Origin of the sequence: Kitasatospora sp. NPDC089509, assembly GCF_044749365.1 — a bacterium.
In the GTDB taxonomy this organism is placed as follows: domain Bacteria; phylum Actinomycetota; class Actinomycetes; order Streptomycetales; family Streptomycetaceae; genus Kitasatospora.
On the sequence record NZ_JBIVHS010000017.1, the window covers coordinates 1 to 17,973 of the forward strand.

Consider the following 17,973-nt stretch of genomic DNA (forward strand, 5'->3'; position numbering starts at 1 on the left):
CACCGCCTCTCCCCCCCGCCGGGGGCGGGGCACTTGTGGGGCCCGGGCGGGCCCCCCCCCGGGGGGGGCCCGGCCCCCGGGGGGGGGGGGGCCCCCCCCCGCCCCCCCCACCCCGGCAGCCGCCGCCCCTCGCCGCCGCCCCGCCATCACCTCGCCGCCACCGGAGCCATGCCATGCACCTGCCAACCACCCCTCTCCCACCCCCTCCGGAGGCGCCGTGACCACCTTCCTGATCGTCTGGGCCGGACGCCTGCTCACCGCCCTCGGCTCCGGCATCTCCGGCTTCGCCCTCGGCCTGTGGATCTACCAACAGACCGGCTCCGTCACCCAGTTCGCCACCGGCCTGCTGCTGGGCTTCGCCCCCGGCATGCTGGCCGCCCCCGCCGCCGGCGTCCTCGTCGACCGGCACCGCCGCCGCACCGTCCTGCTCTGCGCGGACACCGCGGCCATGCTCACCGCCGTCGCACTGACCGCCGCCGAGCTGACCGGCCACCTGGCCGTCTGGCAGGTGTACGCCACCACCGTCGTGGAGTCCCTGTGCGCCGCCTTCCAGTGGCCCGCACTCGCCGCCGCCGTCACCGGCATGGTCCGGCCCGAACAGCGCGGCCGGGCCGGCGCGATGACCCAGACCGCCCTGGCCGCCGCCCAGTTGCTCGGCCCGATGCTCGCCGCCGTCCTGCTCGGCGCGGGCGGACTGCGCGCCGTCCTGGTAGTCGACGTGGTCTCCTTCGCGCTGGGCCTGCTCACCCTGCTGGTCGCCCGCTTCCCCGAACCGCCCGGCCGACCGCGCCGGGAGACCGACCGTCCCGGTGAACGCCTGGGCTGGCGCGCCGAGTTGGCCGAGGGCCGCCGGGTCCTCACCGGCCAACCCGGCCTACGGCACCTGCTCCGGGTGGTCACCGTGCTCAACGGGGCCGAGGCCGCCGCCACCGCCCTGCTGCTCCCCCTGGTGCTGTCCGGCACGCCTGCCTCCGAGCAGAACGCCGCCGTCGCCATGGTCAGCACCTCCGGCGGTCTGGGCCTGGCGTTCGGCAGCGTCGCCATGTCGATCTGGTCCGGTCCGCGCCGCCCGCTGGCCTGGGTCACCGGGGCCACCGTCCTCAGCGGCGTCGCGGTCCTGGCCGCGGGCCTCCACCCCCGGCCGGCCGCACTGGCGGCGGCCGCCTTCACCTTCTTCCTGGGCCTCCCGGTGGTGTCGAGCTGCGCCCAGGTGCTCTGGCAGGCCGCGGTCGCCCCCGAGGCCCAGGGCCGGGTGTTCGCCCTGCGCCGGATGTTCACCCAGGGCGGCACCCTGCTCGGCTACCTGCTGGCCGGGCCGCTCGCCTCCCGGGTCTGCGAACCGCTGGTCGCCCCCGACGGCCCGCTCGGCTCCACCGTCGGCCGGCTGCTCGGCACCGCCCGGGACCGCGGCAGCGCCCTGCTGCTCTGCCTCACCGGCCTGTTCCTCGCCGTCGTCGGCCTGCTCGGACGCCGTCACACCGTCGAGCCCTTGCCACCGGCCGACCCGATCGTGTGCGATAGAACGCCATCGACCAGGATTTCCGCCAACTCCACCGATCCGGAGCCCATATGATCACCCGTCCGACCACCGCGTCCGAGCTCGACCGCGTCCTCCCGCTGATCGCCCCCGACCCCGGCGCGGCCCTGACCGCCGACACCTACCGGTCCCGGCTCGCCGACGGCCAGTACCGCCCCGCGTGGACCTGGATCGCACAGGAGGCCGCCGACGGCACCCCGCTCGCCCTCGCCGTCTGGTGGGGCGACCCGGCCGACGCCCTGCCCTCCGCCCTCGACGGCGTCTTCGTCCACGACTCGGTGCGCTCCGCCGCCGACCGCACCGAGCTGGCCGCGGCCGTGCTCACCGCCGCCCACGCCGACTACGCCGCGGCCGGCGCGGACGCCGCCCCCGAGTACCACCTGTCCCTGCCCGGCGACTGGCGCGACCGCCCCGAGACGGTCGCGGCGGTGGCCTGGCGCCAGGACGCGGCCCGCCGGGCCGGCCTGCCGGTGAGCCTGGAACGCCTGCGCTTCGAGTGGACGCCCGAGGCCGGCCTCCCGGAGCCGTCCGGCCGCCTCCTCCTCCAGCCCGAGCCCGACGACGAGGTCTTCGTCGACCTGTTCCGCCGCGCCCTGGTCGACACCCTGGACGCCGACACCCGCAAGGAGTCCGAGCGGCTCGGCGCCGAGGCCCAGGCCCGCGCCGACGTCGCCTTCTACCGCGACACCATGCGCGGCGACCGCTCCTGGTGGCGGGTGGCCCGCACCCCCGACGGCGAACCGGTCGGCTTCGGCATCCCCTCCCGCAACCACAGCGCCCCCGTGGTCGGCTACCTCGGCGTCCTCCCGGAGCACCGCGGCCGCCACTACGCCGACGACATCCTCGGCGAGATCACCCGCGTCCTCGCCGCCGACCCCGCCGCCACCGACACCCCCACCCGCATCCTGGCCGACACCGACCTCACCAACACCCCCATGGCGGCCGCCTTCACGCGCCTCGGCTACCACAACAACGCCCGCCGGCTGGTCCTCTCCCCGCACTGACCCGCCCTGCCCCGCCTTGACCCGAACCCTGCTTCCTCCGGGCCTGTTCTCCTTCTCGGGTGCGGGAAGAACAGCAGAACCGGTGCGCCCCGTCGGGGCGTACCGGTTCTGCTGAAGGTGGGTGGCGCCGCCCGGGTCGGGCCACGCCGGCGGATCAGTCCGAGCTGACGGACCAGTCCGGGACGGCGGTGATCTCCAGCACCGCGGCGGCGAAACTGAATCCGCTGCCCGTGCCGCAGAGGACGACCCGGTCACCGACCCGCACGGCGCGGGTCTCCAGCAGGTGGGCCAGGCCCGCGGCCTGGTCGCCGGCCGCGATGTGTCCCACCCCGCGCCCCCAGCCCCAGGTGGTGCGGGACTCGTCGATCCCGTTGGCCTCCCACTGGTACATCATCCGCTGCGCCGGGAGGCCGAGGTTGGGGAAGACGAACCGGGCGATCTCGTCCGGCCGCGTGCCGGCCTCGTCCAGGGCCTGGTGCAGTGCCTTCTGGGCGCCCTGGATCAGCGTCATGCCGACGTCCCGGCCGGCCAGCCCGGTGCGGTCGAAGTACTGCTGCTTGCGCTGGCGCACGTCCACCGGCCAGCCGCTGCTGCCGGCCACGTCGCTCCACTGCTCGTCGCCGCGGTGGATCCCCTCGTGGGTGGTGTCTCCGCAGAGCACGGTGGACAGGACCCGGGCCACGCCCTCCTGACGGGTGACCACCAGGGCGCTGGCGCCGTCGGCCCGCAGCACCCCGTCGTCCGATCCGTAGCGCTCGAAGACCGGCAGGCGGTAGGCGTCGGCCGTGGTGACCAGGACCGACGAGGTCGGCGAGCCCGCGGTGACATGGGCCGCGGCGAGGTGCAGGGCGGCCAGGCCGCCGGTGGAGGCCTGCTTGACCTCCATGGCCGAGGCCGACCCGCCGACGGTCCGCTGCTCGATGTAGGCAGCCGGGCTCCAGTAGTCGATGCCCTGGAAGCCGAAGCTCGCGTGCATCAGCAGTTCGACGTGCGGTATCTGGTCCGGGACCCGGGAGAGCGCGGTACGGCCGGCGGTCACCGCCATGTCCGCGGGGGACCCGGTGTCGGTGACCCGTACCCCGAGGTAGCCTTCCGCCTCGGCCACCTCGGCGCCGTAACGGCCCTGCTCCACGGCGGTTCTGACATCCTCGAACCTGCCCAGCCAGGCGGCGGCGGAGCTGATGTTGACGTTCTCCCAGCGCATGTCTCTCCTCTGTTCCGGACCCGACGGTCCCGGTTTCGCACGAGCCCAATAAGTACGGTGACGCCTCGTCAGATCGTTCAGTCCGGGCAGGACTTCGGCCGGTCCGGGTGTGTTCGGCGGTTCGCGGCACCGGTCCGCGGCGTCCGACGGCCGCGGGTCACCACGAGGTCAGGACCCTGCTCGCGACGGCCTCGCGCAGGCTCATCGCCCCGGAGTCCCCGGCGGACATCAGCGGTGGCTCGGTGAAGCCCCAGTCGATCGCCAGCACCGGGTCCAGCGGGTCGATGTCCACCTGGGTGCCCGTCCCGTGCGCCGTGGAGAGCACGTAACAGACGCAGGCCTCGTCGGTGAGGGTCAGCAACCCGTGGGCGACCCCTTCCGGCACGAACACCGACACCCCGGAGTCGGCGTCCAGTTCGTGTCCCACCACGAGCCCGAAGGCCGGTGACCCCAGCCGCAGGTCGGCCAGGAAGGCGCGCAGTGCCCCGCGCACGCAGGTGACGAACGTGTCCTGCCCCTGCGGACCGGCCACGCTGTGCAGGCCGCGCAGGGTGTTGCGGCGCGACACCGCGAAGTTGATCCGCCTCGGTTCGAAGGGCCGGCCGAGCGCCCCGGCGAACCGGTCCGAGTGCATCGCCTCGTAGAAGTTCCCGCGCTCGTCCGGCAGTTGTTCGGGCGTCACGACGAACGCGCCCGGGATTCCGGTCTCTCTGATGTCCATGACGGCCTCCGCCTCCGCTCGGGCTCAGCCGCGCAGGGTTCCGCCGGTGGCGTCGACGAAGGCCCCGGCGATCCCGGCACCGTTCACCAGGATGTCGGGAACTCCGAATTCGGCCTGGACGGCGAACGCCCGGCCGCCGTCCTTCCCGATCAACTCGACGGTCTCCCGGGCCTCCTGGGCGCCCCAGGCGCAGTGGACCGCGGCCGGTGCTCCGCTGCGGGCCGTTCGCCGCGCGACGGCCCGTCCGATTCCCCGGCTGGCGCCCGTCACCCATGCGGTCCGCCCGGACAATGCGCTCATACGCTCCCTCTCCCCGCCTCGACCCGGCACCGCCACCGGCGCCACCGCGCCCTGAGCGCAGTTCCTCGGAGACCGGTATTGAGTTTCTTCACCTCGCATCCGGAATTCAAGGGCGATCGCGTGAGATACGGGTCAATCTTTCCCGGTCGATTCCTTACGAATTCCCGGGGAATGCAAGGGGAATGTCAATTCCGTGCACACCCCCGGACAGACCGGCAGGTCACCCCACGTGGTCGATCAGCCCGGCGGACGCGGCCCTGACCACCGCGTCCGGCCACCGGCACGATGACCTTCGCCACAGCGCGAAGCCTTTTCCCTCAAGGCCCCCGGCCGTAGATTGTCCGGCCGCGCACCGGGAAACGGCGGGGCCCGTCCCCGGAACGCGCCTGACGGGTGGTTCAGACCGGCTCGCCCTCGTCCACGAGTGCTCGGGACGAGGGTTCGCCGGGCGGCCGGTCCTGCCGGTGGCGGCGCTCGACGGCCGCCATCAGCAGGGTCGGCAGCACGGCCGGCACCGCGGTGCCGAAGACCCACCAGAAGGTGTCACCGAAGGCGCTCGCCTGCGCGGCCGGCCGGGTCTCGCCGGAGAGTCGCCGCTGCAGCACGACCACGAACACCGCGGTGCCCACCGAGCCGCCGATCCGCTGCATCACGTTGAGCTGCGGGGTGGCGTCGTTGATCTTCGCCGGGTCGATGGCGCGGAAGGCCGCGGTCATCGCGGGCATCACGGACAGTCCGATGCCGAGGCCGCGGACCACCATCGCCACTCCGAGCAGCCAGTACGAGGTGCCGTCGGAGATCAGCACGAAGGGCAGGGTCGCCACCACGCTGACCGCCGCGCCGATCACGCAGGTGACGCTGCCGATCTTCTCGAACAGCCGGCTGGACATGCCCATCGCGACCGCCGCGCCGAGGCCCTGCGGTGCGAGCAGCAGGCCGGTGTGCGAGGCGTCCTCGTGCTTGACCACCTGGTAGAAGAGCGGCATCAGGATCATGCCGCCGTAGGTGGCCGCACCGAACATGAAGGTGACGACCGAGGCCGAGCCGAACAACTGGCTGCGGTAGAGCCTCATGTCCAGCAGCGGGTGCGGCACTCGCAGCGAGCGCAGCACGAACCCGCCGGTGAGCACCAGGCCGACCAGCAGCGGGACCAGGACCTCGACCGAGGTCAGGCCGGCGCTCCCGGCCTCCGACAGGCCGTAGGTGATCCCGACCATGCCGAGGCCGACCAGGAGCAGCCCGGGCAGGTCGAGCGGCCCGGCCTCCTCGCCCGCCGGGTCCGGCGGGAGCAGCCGGGCGGCCAGGAACAGCCCGACCGCGCCGAGCGGCGCGTTGATCAGGAAGATCCACTGCCAGCCCGCGTGGTCGACCAGCAGGCCGCCGACGGTGGGCCCGATGACCGGGGTCAGCACCATCGGGATGCCCACCGCGCCCATGACCCGGGCCAGGCCCGCCTGACCGGCGGTGCGCACCAGGATCATCTGACCGGCGGGGATCATCATGCCGCCGCCGATGCCCTGGACGGCCCGGGCCGCGATCAGCGCGCCGACGTCGTCGACCAGGCCGCAGACGATCGAGGCCAGCGTGAAGAGCAGCAGCGAGGCGATGTACAGGCGCCGGGCTCCGACCCGGCGGGCGGCCCACCCGGTCACCGGCAGGACGGCGGCCTGGGCCAGCAGATAGGCGGTGACCACCCACTGGACGGCGTCCAGTGACGAGTCCAGCGCAGTCGCGAGGGACTTGAGGGCGACGTTGACGATCGTGGCGTCGAGGAAGGCCAGGACGGCGCCGACCAGCACGACGACGACTACCCGCCGGGTCTCCGGCGTCAGTCCCGGATTCTCCACCACGGGCGCTGAGGCGTTCTTGGATGCTTTCACGGAAGCACTCTCAACCGATGGTTCGCTTCTGTCAACCAATTGGATGACTAACTCGTCCAACCAGATGATGCAGTCATACATCGAGGTGATGCCGGTGTAGACTGCCGCCATGACCGAGCCATCGACCGACGTGGAGAGCAAGCGGCGACATCCCCGACGGTCCCCCACCCCCGAGGAGCGCCGACGGGACGCCGACCGCTCCCGCCAGGCCCTGCTGAGCGCCGCGCTCGACGAGTTCGCCACCAAGGGCTTCGCCGGCGCCCGCGTCCAGGACATCGCGACCAACGCGGGCGTCAACAAGCAGCTGATCAACTACTACTTCGGGGGGAAGGAGGGGCTCTACCGCGAGCTGCAGCGCAGCTGGACGGAGAGCGAGGCGGTCTTCGCCGATCCCGACCTGCCCCTGGAGGAGGTCGCCGCCCGCTACCTCCACGCGGGGCTCGCGGACCCGAGGCCGGCCCGGCTGATGGTCTGGCGCGGCCTGACCGGCGACGGCTCGGCCGCCGACGAGGTCCACGACGACGCCACCCTCACCCAGGACCTGGCCAACCTGCGCCAGGCCCAGGCCCGCGGTGAGATCGCCGCCGAGCTCGACCCGGGGTTCGTCCGACTCGCCGTCATGGGCATGATCCTGGCCCCCGTGATGCTCCCGCAGGCCGCCCGCGAGATCAGCGGCCACGCCCCGGACGACCCCGAGTTCGAGCGCCACTACGGCGAGCAGCTGCGCCGGCTCATCCGCCGCCTCGGCGACCAGGCACACGTCGGCGCCGAACCCACCGCAACCACCCGGTCCGCCACCGAAACCGACAATCGGACGCCGTGATGACGACCAATCCGTCCAGCGAGATCGAACTGTGCTACCTGGCCGCCCAGGGACACGGCCGACTGGCCACCGTCGGCCCCTCCGGCGAGCCGCAGAACCGGCCGGTCAGCTTCTCCCTCGACCCGGCCACCGGCACCGTCGACATCGGCGGCCTCAAACTCGCCGCCAGCCGGAAGTCCCGCAACGTGGCGGCCAACCCGTTGGTCTCCTTCGTCGTCGACGACCACGCGCCGGAGAGCAGCACCACCTCCCCCTTCCGCGGCCGGGGCATCGAGATCCGCGGCCACTCCGAGGCCCGGTACGACGAGACGCCGCCGAACCCGTACTTCAGCGGCGAGCTGATCCGCATCCACCCCGTCCGGGTGATCGCCTGGAACCTCGCCCCGGCCGCCCCCGGGGTCGACGCCCGCGACGTGCCATCGGCCCCCCGATAGGGCGCAGGCGGGACTTCAAGTCCAACCTCGACCGCAGTACGCGCCGCGCCGCCTGGCGGGTGATCCGCCGCGAGGAGGGGCTGGACGACTTCTGACGAGTTGCGGTCCGGCATCATCGGTGTCGGACCGCAGCCTCGCCTGACGGGCATGGCCGGGTCCGCCGACCATGCCGCATCTGATGATCGGTGGGTCTCCACCCCTCCTGGAGCACTTCAACATCCACCAACTTCGCCTGGGGACCGTCGGGAAAGACCTAGACTGCGTCAGGAAACGCAGGTCACAGCGCTGGGGGAGAAGTTGGAAGAAGCAGAACGCAGGGCCGCAACCGCTCCTATCCGCATCCACCAGATCCGCGCCGCGCTTCTGCAGCAGTACGAGGGGCTCATCTACGACGAGGACCTGAAAGGCTACGACCAGCAGGGTTACGAACAGCGTTTCCTCTCCCGTGCGTTGACGGCGGCTGCCGTGCGCGAAGTGACCGGCTGCGATCACGCGACCGCTGGCGCCTCCGTCATCGATGGCGAAGACGATCAAGGCATCGACGGCGTAGCGGTCACCGAGAGCACACAGGAAGTCTGGCTCGTTCAAGCCAAGTGGAGTGACGAGGGCAAGGGCAAGCTCGACACCAACGCGGCCCACAAGCTCATCGCTGGTCTCCGCCTCATCGAGCAGCGAAGTTTCGACCGATTCAACGACCGCCTGGAACCGATCGCCGCTCGTGTCAACGCAGCGATGCACGACGCCCGGCTGAAGGTGACTCTGGTGATCGCTGTCATGGGTGTGGGGACCCTCAGCACGGAAGTCGTCAACGTTCTCGAAGACGCTCGGAACGAGTTCAACGGCCTCGGACCGGTTCTTGAGTACCGCGTAGTCCACGCTGCGGACCTCCTCCGACAGATCCGTGGCGATCTCGCGCCTGAGCCTGTGCGGGTGACCGTGCGGATGACGAACTGGCTCCGGCGGAACACACCACTCACCGCTTACCAGGGCACGGTTCCGGCCAGCAATGTGGCTGAGTGGTACCAGGCGCATGAAAGCCGGTTGTACGAGCAGAACTTGCGCCAGTCCCTCGGTACTACGCGAGTCAACTCCGGAATGTTGAACACTCTGATGAATGAGCCGGAGAACTTCTGGCTCTTCAACAACGGGGTGACAGTGCTGTGCGATCGCCTCGAAGAGGAGTGGCCAGGACGCCGCCGTCCGGACGAGCCAGTGCACTTGCATGCCTCGGGCGTCAGCGTCGTGAACGGCGCACAAACCGTCGCGGCGGCACATCGCGCGATGGAAGCGTCCCACCAAGCGGTAGAGGACGCCGAGGTCACGGTCAAGGTGATCGTTGTCGACAAGGACGTGCCGGACCTCGCACGGCGCATCACGGAGACGACCAATACGCAGAACCACGTGGAGCAGCGCGACTTCATCGCCTTGGACGAGGTACAGGCGATGATCCGCGAAGACTTCATGCTGTCGCTTCAGAAGTCCTACGTGTTCAAGCGCGGTGAGCCCGACCCGGCGCCGGACGAGGGTTGTTCGGTCGTGCACGCCGCCATTGCCCTGGCTTGTGCGCATCGCAACACCGAGCTCGCCGTGCGTGCAAAGCGGGACACGGACCTCCTATGGGAACGTGGCAGCAGAGGCGCATATCCCCGCCTCTTCGGAGAGCGCCCCAGCGCCTTCCAGATCTGGCGCTCGGTGCTGGTGCACCGCGCCGTGGGTACTGCTCTCAACGAGGAACGGAAGCGGTTCCAGAAGCGCGCCGTCGACGTGAGTCAGCGGGGCGACCTGCTCCTCACCCATCTGGTCTTTCAGCTTCTCGATCAGGATCGCATCGACGATCCGGATTTCGACTGGAACACGGCACTGAAGGAGGTACCTGCACTCACCAATCGGGTCCTGTCCTGGTTGATCCACCACATCGACGCCGAGTACGGACCCACCTCCTTCCTAAGTGGGACACTGACTGACGCCGGGCGCTGCAAGCGGCTTGCGGAACTGGTGCTGCGCGACGCCGAACGCGAGGGAGTCATCCCCGACCTGCCGGCGATCTACAAGGCCACCAAGGAGAGCAAGCGCAGGCCACGTAGGCCCAACGCCGTGCCGACCCTCGTGGACAACGGAAGGATCAAGAACGGGACGCCTGTCCGGCTACGTTTGTGGAACAAGCCCGAGATCGAGGCACTCACCCCCTGGCTCGCGGAGGACCCACGACGCGGTGAAGCATCCTGGGTGAACGACCGCACACGGTGCCTCGTATGGGCGGTCGACGGGAAGGCGTATTCGCCGACCCGACTGGTCCTCAACCTTTACGAACTCGCCGGCTGGCAGGAAGCCCCCGTGGCAGTGCAAGGGCCAGCACGGTGGACGCTGGACGGTACGGACGACACTCTTTCCGATCTTGCACGAGCACTGCACGATGAGCAGACCGAACAGGAGTGAGCACGCACGTGCCGTGGCGCGAACTGCGGCACGACAGCTCACTTGGTGACGCCGAGAAGGCTGAGCCCGCGTGGGGACCGGTCCAGTACTCGGAGTGGCGCAATACGCGCCGTCCGCGGCTTCCTCTCGGCCGTCGGCTGGACGCAGTGATCTCTTCCGGAGAAACTCACTGCGACGGACATGGCTCAGAGAGAAGAGCGAGCGCAAGTGCGGGACGCGGGGCGGGGACAGGTACCGGACAAACCGATCGCGGGCCGCTACCAGTTGCTGGAGCACCTCGGCAACGGCGGCATGGGCGATGTGTGGCGGGGCTACGACGCCGTACTGGACCGACCGGTCGCTGTGAAGCGGATCCGGCCACAGGCCGTCGCCGCCACGCCCCGACTGGCCGAGGAGCTCGAAAGACGCTTCCGCCGCGAAGCACGGATCACCGCCCGCATCCAGCACCCGGGCGTGCCGCAGGTGTACGACGCCGTCCTCGACAGCACCTACGAGCACCTGTTCCTGGTCATGGAGCTGGTGGAGGACGTCCCCCTCACCCGGTACGTGCATGAGGAGCGGCCCCTTCCCGTCAGCTGGGCGGTGGCGATGGCCACACAGGTCGCCACCGTGCTGTCCTACGCGCACGACCTGCCCGTGGTGCACCGCGACCTCAAGCCGCCCAACATCCAGGTCGCACGGGATGGCACGGTGAAGGTCCTCGACTTCGGGGTCGCGGCGATCCTGCAGACCGACGCACCCGTACATGTCACCCGAGCAGGTGCGTGGTACCCGGGTCACCCCGCGCACCGACCTCTACGCCATCGGCTGCGTACTCCACGAACTCCTCTGCGGCAAGCCGCTGTTCAGTTCGCACAGTGACTTCGAGCTGATGGACCAGCACGTCCGGACCGCGCCCACTCCGCTGCGAGGCCTGCGCGCCGACGTGCCGGAGGAGTTGGAGGCGCTGGTTCTACACCTGCTCCGCAAGACCCCGGAGAACCGGCCGGTGGACGTGCAGGAGGTGTACGAGCGGCTGATGCCCTTCCCGCCCGTGCCGGGGGAGTCCTCCGCCCTCGAGGAGGCCGGGCCGCCCGGAGCGCCGGACCGACCTGACTCTACTGCCGCCCCTACGCACCCCGCGCTCGGACCGAGGGCCGTCTCCGTGTCGCCCCGGACGCGGCGGCACCCGGCCAGGTCGACGGCTACGTGGTGTCGCCGTCCGAGCGGGAGCAGCTGCGGGAGGTCGACGAGCACTACATCGCCCTCGTGGAGGAGGAGCGCTACACGCAGGCTGCCTAGGTCGCGGGCGAGATGATCGAGCCGCTGGCGCGAGCCCTGGGAGGCCGTCCTCCGGTTGCGCCGCCGGGCGGTCAGCCGGCAGCTGGCGGGCGACCATCGGGCGGCGCTGCCCGAGTTCGAGGCGCTGACCGAGGCGTACGGCCGCATCAACGGGCCGACCAGTGAGGCCGCCCGCGACTGCCGCGCCCAGGCCGCCCGCTGCCACGGCGAACTCGGCAAGGTGACCGAAGCGTTGGGGAGCTGCGGGCGGTCCTCGAAGTGGAACGGGCCGTCGAGAGCGACGTCAGCGACGCGACTGTGGAACTGCGCCGTGACATCCGCATGCTGTTGCTCAGTCAGGGCAGCCCGGAGAAGGCCCGGGCATGTCTAGCGGCCCTGTACGAGGACGTCCTGCTCGTCCACGGCCTGCGCCACGACGTCGCCACCGAGGCCGCGGAGGTCCTGGCCATGCTCCGCCGCGAACTCGACAACGAGTGAACGGCAGAAGCTCGGTCGACAACCGATGAACGGACGATCGTGGCCTTGCTGCCGGACCGCGGCGGCCTAGAATCCCATCATGCCGCGCCTCGCCCTCGACAGGCCTTCTGTCAGCAGCTGGAGAAGCTCGAGAAGCACGTCAGGAACGGCGTGTTCGACGCCTGGAGAAGTTCGAGCGGCTCACCCTCGACCAACTCTTCAAGGCCCCGGGCCTGAAGCTGGAATCCCTGAAGGGCGCCAGGGACCGGCAGATCCGGACCATCCGGATCCCCCAGGGATACCGCGGCGTGGTCCTCGCACCCGAGACCGGGGACACCTTCGTGTTGCTCCGGGTCGGCCCGCACGACGACGCCACCGAGTGGGCGGTAAAGCAGAAAGCGACCATCAACGCCGTCACCGGCGCCGTGGAGCGCCGTGAGATCGCCACCCTGGAGGAGCTGACCCCCACCTACCAGCGCATCGCGCCCGCGGAGGAGCAGCGGCTCTTCGCCAAGGTCTCCAACGGGGAGATGGCCGCTCTCGGCATCGACGCGACCACCCACGCCCGTCGTACTCCGGCCCCGCGCAGGTGACCGGCGGGCCCGGAACCGGAAAGTCCGTCGTCGCCCTCCACCGGGTGCGGCACCTGCGCGACGGCGACCGCATCCTGCTCACCACCTTCACCAACGCCCTCATGGACTCCCTGAACGAAGGACTCTCCCTGCTCGTCGACGACCCCGACCTGCGCGACCGGGTGGACGTAGTGACCGTCGACGCCTTCGCCGGGCGCGTGGTCAACACCTCACGTTGGCCGCTCACCGGGTTCGAGGAGACGGCCCGGTGGAAACGGGCCGCAGCAGCCACCGGCTTCACCGCTACCCCGCAGTTCCTGGCCCAGGAGTACAAGTACGTCGTCCTCGCCCAGGACATCCGCAGCCGGGAGGAGTACGAACGCTGCGAACGCCGGGGCCGCGGCAGCACGCTGCCGCCCTCCGCCCGGCCGCTGGTGTGGCGGACCGTGGAGGAGTTCACCCGGCGCCTGGCTGAGGACGGGCTACGCACCTACCTCGGCACCTGCGTGGAGGCCACCAACCTGCTGACCACGCAGGGGCCGTGCTACCAGCACGTCGTCATCGACGACGCCCTGGACCTCCACCCCGCCCAGTGGCGGATGCTCCGAGCGGCCGTCCCGCGGCGCCCCGATGACCTGTTCATCGCAGGCGACCCGCACCAGCGGATCTACGACAACCGGGTGTCACTGAAGTCCCTCGGCATCAACGTCGCCGGCCGTTCGACCAAGCTGCGCAAGAAACACCGTTCCACCCAGGAAATCCTGAGCTGGACGACGGGACTCCTGCCCGGCCGCCCCTACGCCGAACTGGCCGACAGTGGGGGGCACGACACCCTGATCGGATACAGCTCTGCCCTGCACGGCTCCGGACCGCACGTCCACCCGGCGAAGACAGAGGAGGCCGAACTCGACGCCCTGGTCGAGCAGGTGCGTGAGTGATTGGACAGCGGCGCCGCGTACCCCTGGGAATCAGCCACCCCGGATCCGTTCAGCGAGATCACCGCCGCCAACCTTCCGGCTCCGCCAAGCGCCCCACGCTCGCAATACCGCGCTTCGCCGCTCACCGGCCGCCGCGCGCCGACCGCCCAGGTCCCCCAGCCCAGACGCTTGCCTGGGCCAGGTTCCTGGCGGGGCCGTCCACAATGGGCTCGACCCGACACTGGTCACCCAATGGCTGACCATCCTGGCTGATGCCACTGGCAGCCCCGCCCTCCCGTCCCTGGCCTCCATGCCGCTGAATGACTACGTCAACCTCCGCCTCTCGACCATCCTGGCCGGCCTGGAAGCCACCACGCACGTCCCCTACCTTGCTGGTTGGCACCTGCGGATCGAGCCCGCGCTCGGGCACCTCCCCCTGCGCCTGATCGCCACCAGTCTCATCACCGCTGCAGTCCGCGGCTGGATCGCCGACGGCTGCAGCCGCTCCACCATCAAGAACACCCTCGCCATGCTCTCCCGCACTTTCGAGCAGGCCATCGTGGATGGCGTCCTCGATCGCAATCCCGCCCGCATCACCGGCTGGCAGCACCAGTTCCAGCAGGCCGAGGACGAATTGCGAGACCCCCGCACCCTCGCACTGCGCGGCTGGGACGCCCTTATCGGACTCGCCGACGCCCTGATCGACGCCTCCTACAACCGCTACCGCGGCTGGGGCGACCTCGTCGTCCACAGCGCTTGCACCGCCACCCGCATCGGAGAAGTGTCTGGAGTTCGGGCCCGCGACGTCGACACCGACAAGTGGCTCCTGACCTGCCGCCGACAGACCACCCCCGCACCCGGCGGTCTGGTCGACACGCACACCAAAGGCCGGATCGCTTGCTTCATCCCGATCATCGAGCCGCCGCGTCCGCTCATCGCCCGCCGACTGCAGGCCACCCGTGGCGACCCCGACGCCCGCCTCTACACCGGCCCGCGCGGCGGTCGCATCAGCACCGCCGTCCTAAGCGACGCCACCCACTGGGACGAGGTCACCAGCGACCTCGGCTACGAGCACCTACGACGCCACGATCTGCGCTACACCGGGCTCACTTGGATGGCCGACGCCGGATTCCTACCGCACATCCTCATGGAAATCGCGGGACACCGACTCATCACCACCACCCAGCGCTGCTTCCACCCTGACGTGCTCCGGATCCTGGAAGCCGGCCAAGCCCTCACTCATCACCTCGAGAAGCTCCAATGCGACGGCCAGATCACCCGCCGCTGGTAGCACACCGTGACCGCCACCGCCTCGAAAAGGCCGCCGCCAAGCCGCTTCGAGGCGGCCTGAGTCACTCCACAGCAAGCAGCAGGCATCAGAAAGGCCTTAAAAAATACCGCGATATAAACCAGTTTGACCCACTTGACCGACGCCCGGCGCACTTGACCGAAGGTCAAGTGCGCCACCACGCCTCGCTCCAGCAAAACAGCAAGGAGGTCTCGCACTTCACCTTGAGATCAAAGAACAATCCGCATACCAGCCGCTGGAGCAACGGGTGGCGACGCACCCGTGGCCAAACCTGGGGACCACCTTGGGACCACCCGGGACCAAAAACAAGCCCCGAAAACCAGCAAGAGCGGGCACCTGGTTTCCCAAATACCCGCTCTCACAACCGACATCACTGTCGGGACGACAGGATTTGAACCTGCGACCCCTTGACCCCCAGTCGCCCGGCGATACCCATCGCTGCACGTCAGACGGTGGACAGCCCGCGCTGTTCGTTCACCGAGAGACGCCTCAGAGACCATAGTGATCGACACGTGGTCCCTGGCAAGTCCCCAAATCTTCCCCTCCTTGTGGCTCATTCCAACGGCCTTAGCCAACGGAGCAGTTCCGTCTGCGCAAAGAAAATGGCCAGGCACGGCACTCCAACAACGCCCCCCAGCCCCGGCTGCGCAGGGAGGACAAGCGCGTACGGTCCTCCGGCGTGGCACCGACGGAGCAGCCCCGACTGTGAGGGGAGGACCATCTCAAGCGCCCTCTCCGCTGTCGGCAACGGGTGAAACGAGGACCACGAACGGCGGATCAGCCCCGCCTGTGTGGGGAGGAGCAACTGAAAGCCGGTGGCCCCGCTGAGGAAACCGGAACAGCCCCATCTACGCGGGGAGGACCAGTGGTTCACCGAGGGCAACATCCCGGAGGCCGGGGCAGCCTCGGCTGCGCGGGGAGGAGCTCACCAGCGGCCCCTACTTCACCTTCGGCAAGGGAGCAGCCCCGGCTGCGCGGGGAGGATGAGAACCAGACCGGCGGCCTGATCTACGTCGACGGAACAGCCCCGGCTGCGCGGGGAGGACCCCGAACGCGATCTCGCCCAGGCAGAACGGTTCGGAACAGCCCCGGCTCCGCGGGGAAGACCCTCGGCCGGCGGTGTCGACGAGGACCTTGATGATCGGAACAACGCCAGCTGTGCGGGGAAGACCGGCAGAGGGGTCAGCTTTCCATCGCGGTTCAAAACAGCCCCGGCTGCGCGGGGAGGACCGAGGGCACATGTACGGCGGCGAAGTCAGCCTCGGAGCAGCCCCGTCTGCGCAGGGAGGACACGGGCTTGCGGTAGGAAACTCGGAGCAGCCCCGTCCGCTGGGGGACACATTCTCCTCTTTCTCGGACGTAGCCCGGAGCAGCCCCGACCGTGCGGGGAGAAGATCGACCGAAACGCCTCGATCATCACCCAGATCGGAGCAGCCCCGGCTGCGCGGGGATGACTGGAGATCGATGGGAGGGGCCGGCTTCGCCTTCGGAACAGCCCCGGCCGCGCGGGGAGGACTCGGCGCGCGGCAAGAACAGCCGGACGGACTGCGGAACAGCCCCGGCCGCGCGGGGAGGAGATGAGTCCCGAACCGCCGACTCCCACGCCGTCCCCGGAGCAGCCCCGGCTGTGCGGGAAGAGCGTCGGGGGTTCCGGACCGCGTCCCCGGACGCCGGGGCAGCCCCGTCTGCGCGGGGAGGACCGCTCACTGGCCGGCTAGGCGTGCGTCAGCTCCGGAACAGCCCCGGCTGCGTGGGGAGGACATCAGCGCGGCGACGGGCCCGCAGGTGTTCGTCGGAACAACCCCGGCTACGCGGGGAAGACGTAATCCTCGGCGGAGACGCCGACGTGGACACCGGAGCAGCCCCGGCTGCGCGGGGAGGACATAGCCACTGGCGCTCGGGTGACCGGAAGGTTCGGAGCAGCCCCGGCTGCGCGGGGAGGACGTCATGGTGCGGAGCTCGTAGACCCGGGCGGCCGGAACAGCCCCACCTGCGCGGGGAGGACTCCACGCCCAGCATCGGGGCGTCGAGGGTGAGCGGAACAGCCCCGGCTGCGCGGGGAGGACGCCCACCGTGGCCGGCCCCGCACAGTCGCCTACGGAACAGCCCCGGCTGCGCGGGGAGGACAAGGCCCTGCTGAACATCACGACGTGGCTGTTCGGAACAGCCCCGGCTGCGCGGGGAGGACTCGCGCCGGAGGTACTCGACCACCCACTCGGGCGGAACAGCCCCGGCTGCGCGGGGAGGACGTTTCGGATTCAGGTTCGGTTTTTCTGGATTACGGAACAGCCCCGGCTGCGCGGGGAGGACGCGGCCGAACAGGGTGCGGATGCTCATCAGGACGGAACAGCCCCGGCTGCGCGGGGAGGACGCTTTCTGACCTGCGGCGTTTCGGTGGCTTTGCGGGTTCTTTGCTGTTGTCAAGGAGCTTATGGCGACCCGGGTTACAGCGTAGCGGCGATGGTGAGGAGGCCTGCGCCGAAGGCTTTGCCGCGGCCGATGCCGGTGAGCATGGCGGTGCGGAGGGTGTCGGCGTTGGTGATGGTGGCGGTTCCGTCGTAGCGGGTGAGGACGAGGCGGAAGCCGGGTTTGCGTTCGCGGGTGCCGGTAACGGTGGGGAGTTGGAAGGTGGCCGTGGTGTCGACGTCGAGTCCGGCGTCGGGGGCGCGGCGGGTCCACCAGGTGGTGATCTCGTCGCCCTTGCAGGGGATGCGGTTGGGCAGGGGCAGGCCGGTGATCTCGTCGAAGGCGAAGCGGACGGAGTTGCCGGCGAGGCGGTAGCGGACCCTCTGCCCGGCGGTGAGGCGGTCGAAATGCTTGTCGAGCGGGAGAGTTCGGGTGTGGCCGTACTGGTCGGGGAGCGTGGTGGGGTCCGGTTTGTCGGTGGTCTGGACGAGTAGCCGCAAGCCGTTGTTGAAGGTGTCGAGTCGCCACAGGAGGCGGGAGCCGGCGGCGTCGGTGTCGGTGAGGCGTGCGGTGCGGTGGTGGAAGCCGTAGCCGCCGTTCCTGAGGTCGGCTTGGACGTCGCGGGATCGGGTGTTGAGGCGGATTTCGGTGAGGTAGGCGCTGGTCATGGGTACTCCGGAACAGCCCCGGCGT

Annotated in this window: 12 protein-coding genes, 2 pseudogenes and 1 CRISPR repeat array; of the genes and pseudogenes, 9 read left to right on the top strand and 5 right to left on the bottom strand. The window is 70.2% G+C overall.

Annotated elements, in window-relative coordinates; all coding sequences use genetic code 11:
• Positions 1 to 217: 217 nt before the first annotated feature.
• Together ACIP4P_RS29285 and ACIP4P_RS29290 are read left to right on the top strand one after the other, a co-directional pair.
• On the top strand, positions 218 to 1,573 hold the full coding sequence (locus ACIP4P_RS29285; protein ID WP_400923512.1) for an MFS transporter: 1,356 nt from the start codon (positions 218 to 220) through the stop codon (positions 1,571 to 1,573).
• Positions 1,570 to 2,541, top strand: coding sequence for a GNAT family N-acetyltransferase (locus tag ACIP4P_RS29290; RefSeq protein ID WP_400923514.1), 972 nt, complete (start codon positions 1,570 to 1,572; stop codon positions 2,539 to 2,541). The genes ACIP4P_RS29285 and ACIP4P_RS29290 overlap by 4 nt, the downstream gene beginning before the upstream one ends.
• 154 nt (positions 2,542 to 2,695) lie before the next feature.
• Here the strand turns inward: ACIP4P_RS29290 and ACIP4P_RS29295 are convergent, their stop codons facing one another.
• From ACIP4P_RS29295 to ACIP4P_RS29310, 4 genes are all read right to left on the bottom strand, one after another.
• On the bottom strand, positions 2,696 to 3,745 hold the full coding sequence (locus ACIP4P_RS29295) for a ketoacyl-ACP synthase III family protein (protein ID WP_400923516.1): 1,050 nt from the start codon (positions 3,743 to 3,745) through the stop codon (positions 2,696 to 2,698).
• 157 nt (positions 3,746 to 3,902) lie between these two features.
• Positions 3,903 to 4,466 carry a dTDP-4-dehydrorhamnose 3,5-epimerase family protein gene (locus ACIP4P_RS29300; protein WP_400923518.1) on the bottom strand — a complete coding sequence of 188 codons (564 nt, stop codon included), beginning with the start codon at positions 4,464 to 4,466 and terminating at the stop codon, positions 3,903 to 3,905.
• A 24-nt stretch (positions 4,467 to 4,490) separates the two neighbouring features.
• Entirely contained in the window at positions 4,491 to 4,766 is a 276-nt protein-coding gene (locus ACIP4P_RS29305; RefSeq protein ID WP_400923520.1) for an SDR family NAD(P)-dependent oxidoreductase, read from the bottom strand.
• A 398-nt stretch (positions 4,767 to 5,164) separates the two neighbouring features.
• On the bottom strand, positions 5,165 to 6,646 hold the full coding sequence (locus ACIP4P_RS29310; protein WP_400923522.1) for an MDR family MFS transporter: 1,482 nt from the start codon (positions 6,644 to 6,646) through the stop codon (positions 5,165 to 5,167).
• 109 nt (positions 6,647 to 6,755) lie between these two features.
• On the opposite strand from ACIP4P_RS29310, the gene ACIP4P_RS29315 reads away from it, so the two are divergent.
• From ACIP4P_RS29315 to ACIP4P_RS29345, 7 genes and pseudogenes are all read left to right on the top strand, one after another.
• Positions 6,756 to 7,469, top strand: coding sequence for a TetR family transcriptional regulator (locus ACIP4P_RS29315; RefSeq protein WP_400923524.1), 714 nt, complete (start codon positions 6,756 to 6,758; stop codon positions 7,467 to 7,469).
• A complete protein-coding gene (locus tag ACIP4P_RS29320; RefSeq protein ID WP_400923526.1) occupies positions 7,469 to 7,903 on the top strand; it encodes a PPOX class F420-dependent oxidoreductase in 435 nt (144 codons plus the stop codon). Before ACIP4P_RS29315 ends, ACIP4P_RS29320 begins: the two co-directional genes overlap by 1 nt.
• 297 nt (positions 7,904 to 8,200) lie before the next feature.
• Positions 8,201 to 10,339 carry an AIPR family protein gene (locus ACIP4P_RS29325; RefSeq protein ID WP_400923528.1) on the top strand — a complete coding sequence of 713 codons (2,139 nt, stop codon included), beginning with the start codon at positions 8,201 to 8,203 and terminating at the stop codon, positions 10,337 to 10,339.
• A 291-nt stretch (positions 10,340 to 10,630) separates the two neighbouring features.
• Positions 10,631 to 11,270 (top strand): annotated as a pseudogene (locus ACIP4P_RS29330) (serine/threonine-protein kinase); the annotation flags it as partial.
• Positions 11,271 to 11,878: 608 nt separating this feature from the next.
• A complete protein-coding gene (locus ACIP4P_RS29335) occupies positions 11,879 to 12,097 on the top strand; it encodes a hypothetical protein (protein ID WP_400923531.1) in 219 nt (72 codons plus the stop codon).
• A gap of 79 nt (positions 12,098 to 12,176) precedes the next feature.
• Positions 12,177 to 13,580, top strand: a pseudogene (locus ACIP4P_RS29340) (UvrD-helicase domain-containing protein); the annotation flags it as partial.
• Between the two features lie 295 nt (positions 13,581 to 13,875).
• Positions 13,876 to 14,856 (top strand): tyrosine-type recombinase/integrase, encoded by a 981-nt coding sequence (locus ACIP4P_RS29345; RefSeq protein WP_400923534.1) that lies wholly within the window; start codon positions 13,876 to 13,878, stop codon positions 14,854 to 14,856.
• A 647-nt stretch (positions 14,857 to 15,503) separates the two neighbouring features.
• Positions 15,504 to 17,245: direct repeats of the CRISPR family, unit length 29 nt; unit sequence CGGAACAGCCCCGGCTGCGCGGGGAGGAC.
• A gap of 73 nt (positions 17,246 to 17,318) precedes the next feature.
• On the opposite strand, the gene ACIP4P_RS29350 is transcribed toward ACIP4P_RS29345, so the two are convergent.
• Complete coding sequence (locus tag ACIP4P_RS29350; protein ID WP_400923536.1) at positions 17,319 to 17,948, bottom strand: type I-E CRISPR-associated protein Cas6/Cse3/CasE; 630 nt, start codon at positions 17,946 to 17,948, stop codon at positions 17,319 to 17,321.
• Positions 17,949 to 17,973 lie beyond the last annotated feature (25 nt).